Annotated in this window: 5 protein-coding genes; all 5 read left to right on the forward strand. The window is 70.7% G+C overall.

The window, feature by feature from the left end; genetic code table 11:
* On the forward strand, nt 1-348 hold a 348-nt coding region (locus Q0R63_RS10655), incomplete at its 5' end, for an LLM class flavin-dependent oxidoreductase (protein ID WP_366521103.1).
* Nucleotides 345-1,247, forward strand: coding sequence for an ABC transporter permease subunit (locus tag Q0R63_RS10660; protein ID WP_295697088.1), 903 nt, complete (start codon nt 345-347; stop codon nt 1,245-1,247). The genes Q0R63_RS10655 and Q0R63_RS10660, both read left to right, overlap by 4 nt.
* Nucleotides 1,247-2,137, forward strand: coding sequence for an ABC transporter ATP-binding protein (locus Q0R63_RS10665; protein WP_295697089.1), 891 nt, complete (start codon nt 1,247-1,249; stop codon nt 2,135-2,137). The genes Q0R63_RS10660 and Q0R63_RS10665 overlap by 1 nt, the downstream gene beginning before the upstream one ends.
* Entirely contained in the window at nt 2,134-2,913 is a 780-nt protein-coding gene (locus Q0R63_RS10670) for an ABC transporter permease subunit (RefSeq protein WP_295697090.1), read from the forward strand. Before Q0R63_RS10665 ends, Q0R63_RS10670 begins: the two co-directional genes overlap by 4 nt.
* 91 nt (nt 2,914-3,004) lie before the next feature.
* Complete coding sequence (locus tag Q0R63_RS10675; RefSeq protein ID WP_295697091.1) at nt 3,005-4,159, forward strand: ABC transporter substrate-binding protein; 1,155 nt, start codon at nt 3,005-3,007, stop codon at nt 4,157-4,159.
* Nucleotides 4,160-4,248: the final 89 nt, after the last annotated feature.

The following is a 4,248-nucleotide window of genomic DNA, read 5'->3' on the forward strand; positions in this document are numbered from 1 at the left end:
GGGATGGTCGGCAACCACGTCGCGGACATCATCGCGCGCTACGGCACGGAGGGCGCCGCGATCCCGCAGGCGCTCAGCGACTACATCGCGGGCCGCCAGGGATACGACTACAACTCCCACGGCAAGGTCGGCAACGCCCACACGGACTTCGTGCCCGACGAGGTGATCGACCGGTTCTGCGTCATCGGTCCGGAGGCGGAGCACGTGGCCCGGCTCGAGGAGCTCAGCGCCCTCGGCGTCGACCAGTTCGCGCTCTACCTCCAGCACGACGCGAAGGACGCGACCCTCGCGGCATACGGGGAGAAGGTCATCCCGGCGATGGCGGTCCGACCCTCGGCCACCTCGTGACGGCGGCCCGACGGTGGGGCGTGCGGTGGCTGGCTCGGGCCGGGCTCGTGGTCGTCGGCCTGCTCGTCCTCGCGGGCGTCTGGGAGGCCTACAAGTCGTTCGGCCCCGCGGCCGGGGTGACCGTCCTCGGCGCCACGATCCTGCCGCGGACGACGGACGCCGCGATGCCTCACCTCTCGTCGGTCGGCCGGGCATTCAGCGCGCCCGAGGTCGGGGGAGCGATCACCTTCGGCCCGACCACGAGCGTGCTCGACTCCGTCGTCGACGCCTGCCTGCACACCCTGCGGTGGGCCGCGGTGGGCTTCGTCATCGGGGTCGTCGTCGGCCTCCTCCTCGCGCTGCTCATGGACCGCCTCGTCGTGGCCGAGCGCGCCCTGCTGCCCTACGTCGTGCTCAGCCAGACCGTGCCGCTCATCGCGCTCGCGCCCCTGGTGACCCGGTGGGGCCAGGGCTCGTCGATCGGCAGCCTGCAGTGGCAGCCGTGGATGTCGGTGGCGGTCATCGCGGCCTATCTCGCCTTCTTCCCCGTCGCCGTCGGGATGGTGCGCGGGCTGAAGTCCGCGACCGCCGTGCACCTCGACTGGTTCCGCTGCTCCGCCGCCGGCTGGTGGCGCACCCTGCTGCTGCTCAAGCTCCCGTCGTCGCTGCCCTACCTCGTGCCGTCGCTGCGCCTCGCCGCAGCCGCTGCCGTCGTCGGCACGATCGTCGCCGAGATCTCGACCGGGCTCGAGGGAGGCATCGGGCGGCTGATCATCACCTACGCCCAGCAGGCGACCGGAGACCCCTCTCGCACGTATGCCGCGGTGCTGGGCGCCGCGGTGCTCGGCCTCGCCGCGGCGGCGGTCGTCTCGCTCGCTGACGTCGCCCTGTGGCGCTACACCCGCGGGGGAGAGGCCTGATGTCGACCACGGGCGCCACCACGGGCGCGACCACGGCACCTGCCGTCGAGATCCGCGGCGTGAGCAAGACCTTCACCGTCCGGCGGGGCGCGGTAGTGGCCCTCGAGGCTATCGACCTCACCGTGGCACCGGGCGAGTTCGTCTCTCTCATCGGGCCGTCCGGCTGCGGGAAGTCGACGTTGCTGCGGATCATCGCCGATCTCCTGACGCCGACGAGCGGCACCGTCGAGGTGGGCGGCAAGACGGCGCAGCGCGCGCGGCTCGACCAGGACTACGGCTTCACCTTCCAGCAGGCCGGGCTGCTCGACTGGCGCACAGTGCGCACCAACGTCGAGCTGCCGCTGGAGCTGCACGGGGTCGACCGCGCGACCCGCAAGGCCCGGGCGCTCGAGCTGCTGGAGCTCGTCGGGCTCTTCGACTTCGCCGGCCACCGTCCACCGCAGCTGTCCGGCGGGATGCAGCAGCGCGTCGCGATCGCCCGGGCGCTCGCCGAGCGTCCGACCCTGCTGCTCATGGACGAGCCGTTCGGAGCGCTCGACGAGATGACCCGCGAGCGGATGCAGGCCGAGCTGGTCCGGATCGCCCGGGAGACGTCGGCGGCCGTCGTCTTCGTCACCCACTCGATCCCCGAGGCCGTCTTCCTCTCGGACCGGGTGGTCGTGATGTCGCCGCGTCCTGGACGCATCGCCGAGATCATCCCGGTCGATCTCGGCGACCGCACCGAGGACACCCGCGAGGCCCCGCACTTCTACGCGACGATCACCCGGGTCCGCGAGGCCCTGCGCGGGCGCACCGTGCCCGACGCCGGCGCCCTCGAGGCGGACATCAGGGCTGATGTCGCCGCGGACTCCAACACCGCCGACACCAACGCCGCTCGGGGCGCGCTGTGACGGCGGCCGGCCGCCGCTTCGGCGCGATCCTGTTGCCACCACTCGTCTTCGGCGTGCTCTTCCTCCTGCTGTGGCAGGTGCTCGTGCGGGTCACCGGGGTCAAGTCCTACGTGCTCCCGGCGCCGAGCGACATCGGGGCCGCCCTGCGGGCCTCGATCGGGGTCATCCTCGACGCGTCGCTGCGCAGCGGCGCCAACGCGCTCGTCGGGCTGCTCGTCGGCGTCGTCCTCGGCGTCCTGCTCGCAGCGCTGGCGACCCGCATGCCCCTGCTCGGTGGTGCGGTCTCACCGCTGGTGGCTGCCCTCGCCGCGATGCCGATCGTCGCCCTCGCGCCACTGCTCAACACGATGTACTCCCCGCTGTCGACCCTCCCGCGCCGGGAGGTCGTCGCCATCAGCGCCTTCGTGCCCGTCTTCGTCAACGTGCTGCGCGGGCTGTCCCGGCTGTCGCCGGTGCATAGGGAGCTCATGCAGAGCTATGCCGCGTCCGGCGGTCAGGTCCTGCGCACGATCCGGGTGCCGGGAGCACTGCCCTACTTCTTCACCGGACTCCGCGTCGCGTCCTCGCTCGCCGTCATCGCCGCGGTCGTCAGCGAGTACTTCGGTGGCCTCGAGGACGGGCTCGGCTCTCGCATCACGTCATCGGTGGGCGCGACCGACTATCCCGCCGCCTGGGCGAGCGTCCTCGGCGCTGTGATGCTCGGCCTCCTCTTCTTCCTCGCCTCGCTCCTGCTCGAACGCGTCGTCGTCGGCAACAGGGCGCTGCCCGTCGCCTGACGTTGGCCGTCACCCCACACAGCAACCCGGCAGCGCCGCCGGACGCACGACCACCACCGCACGCACGATCAACCCTGCAAGAAGGGATCGGATGAACAGCTTCCATTACCGGGTCACCGCCGTCACGGCGGTCGCCCTGGCCGCCGTCGGCCTCGCCGCGTGCAGCAGCAGCTCGGGCGGCTCCAGCGGCGCTGGCAGCGCAGCGGCCGGCTCGACGACCAAGGTCACCCTGCAGCTCCAGTGGGTCACCCAGGCCCAGTTCGGGGGCTACATCGCGGCCCTCGCCAAGGGCTACTACGCCCAGCAGGGTCTCGACGTCAAGATCGTCCCCGCCGGGACGGACACCGTCCCGCAGACCACCGTCGCCGACGGCGGGTCGGCCGACTTCGCCATCGCCTGGGTGCCCAAGGCACTGCAGTCGAGGGAGAAGGGCGCGGGCATCACCGACGTCGGTCAGGTCTTCCAACGCTCGGGCACTCTGCAGGTCTCGTTCAAGGGCAAGGACATCACCTCGGCCGCGGCGCTCAAGGGGAAGACGGTGGGGGACTGGGGCTTCGGCAACGAGTACGAGCTCTTCGCCGCCATGACCAAGGCCGGGATCGACCCTGGCAAAGACGTGAAGATCGTCCAGCAGCAGTTCGACATGAACGCCCTGCTCCAGGGCGACATCGACGCCGCCCAGGCGATGGTCTACAACGAGTACGCCCAGGTGCTCGAGGCGAAGAACCCCGCCACCGGCAACCTCTACCAGCCGAGCGACTTCAACGCGATCAACTGGAACGACGCCGGTACGGCCATGCTCCAGGACGCGATCTGGGCCAACACGACCAAGCTGAAGGACCCGGCCTTCCAGGACACGACGGTGAAGTTCCTCACCGCGAGCTACCAGGGCTGGATCTTCTGCTCCACCAACCCCAGCGAGTGCCGCGACGACGTGGTGAAGGCCGGCTCCAAGCTCGGCGCGAGCCACCAGCTGTGGCAGATGAACGAGGTCAACAAGCTGGTCTGGCCGTCGCCGGACGGCATCGGCACGGTCGACAAGGCCGCCTGGGACCGGACGGTCACGGTCGCGTCATCGACCAAGAACTCCCAGGGGGCGACGGTGCTGACCAAGGCGCCGGACAGCGCGGCCTACACCAACGACTACACGGTCAAGGCGCTGGCCAAGCTCAAGGCGATGGGCCTCGACACCACGGGGGCCGGCTTCAAGCCGACGACCGTGACCCTCAACCCCGGCGGTTCCTGACCTCGCCTCCTGAGGTCGTGGTCTGCATTCACCCACGTTCGCTGAGGTCGTGGTCTGCATGCACCCACGTTCGCTGAGGTCGTGGTCTG

This window comes from Lapillicoccus sp. (genome assembly GCF_025353065.1).
In the GTDB taxonomy this organism is placed as follows: Bacteria; Actinomycetota; Actinomycetes; order Actinomycetales; family Dermatophilaceae; genus Lapillicoccus.

Excerpts from the sequence above, each read along its gene's own strand:
- Q0R63_RS10665 (WP_295697089.1), top strand. The coding sequence starts at position 1,247 with ATGTCGACCACGGGCGCCACCACGGGCGCGACCACGGCACCTGCCGTC.
- Q0R63_RS10675 (WP_295697091.1), top strand. The coding sequence starts at position 3,005 with ATGAACAGCTTCCATTACCGGGTCACCGCCGTCACGGCGGTCGCCCTG.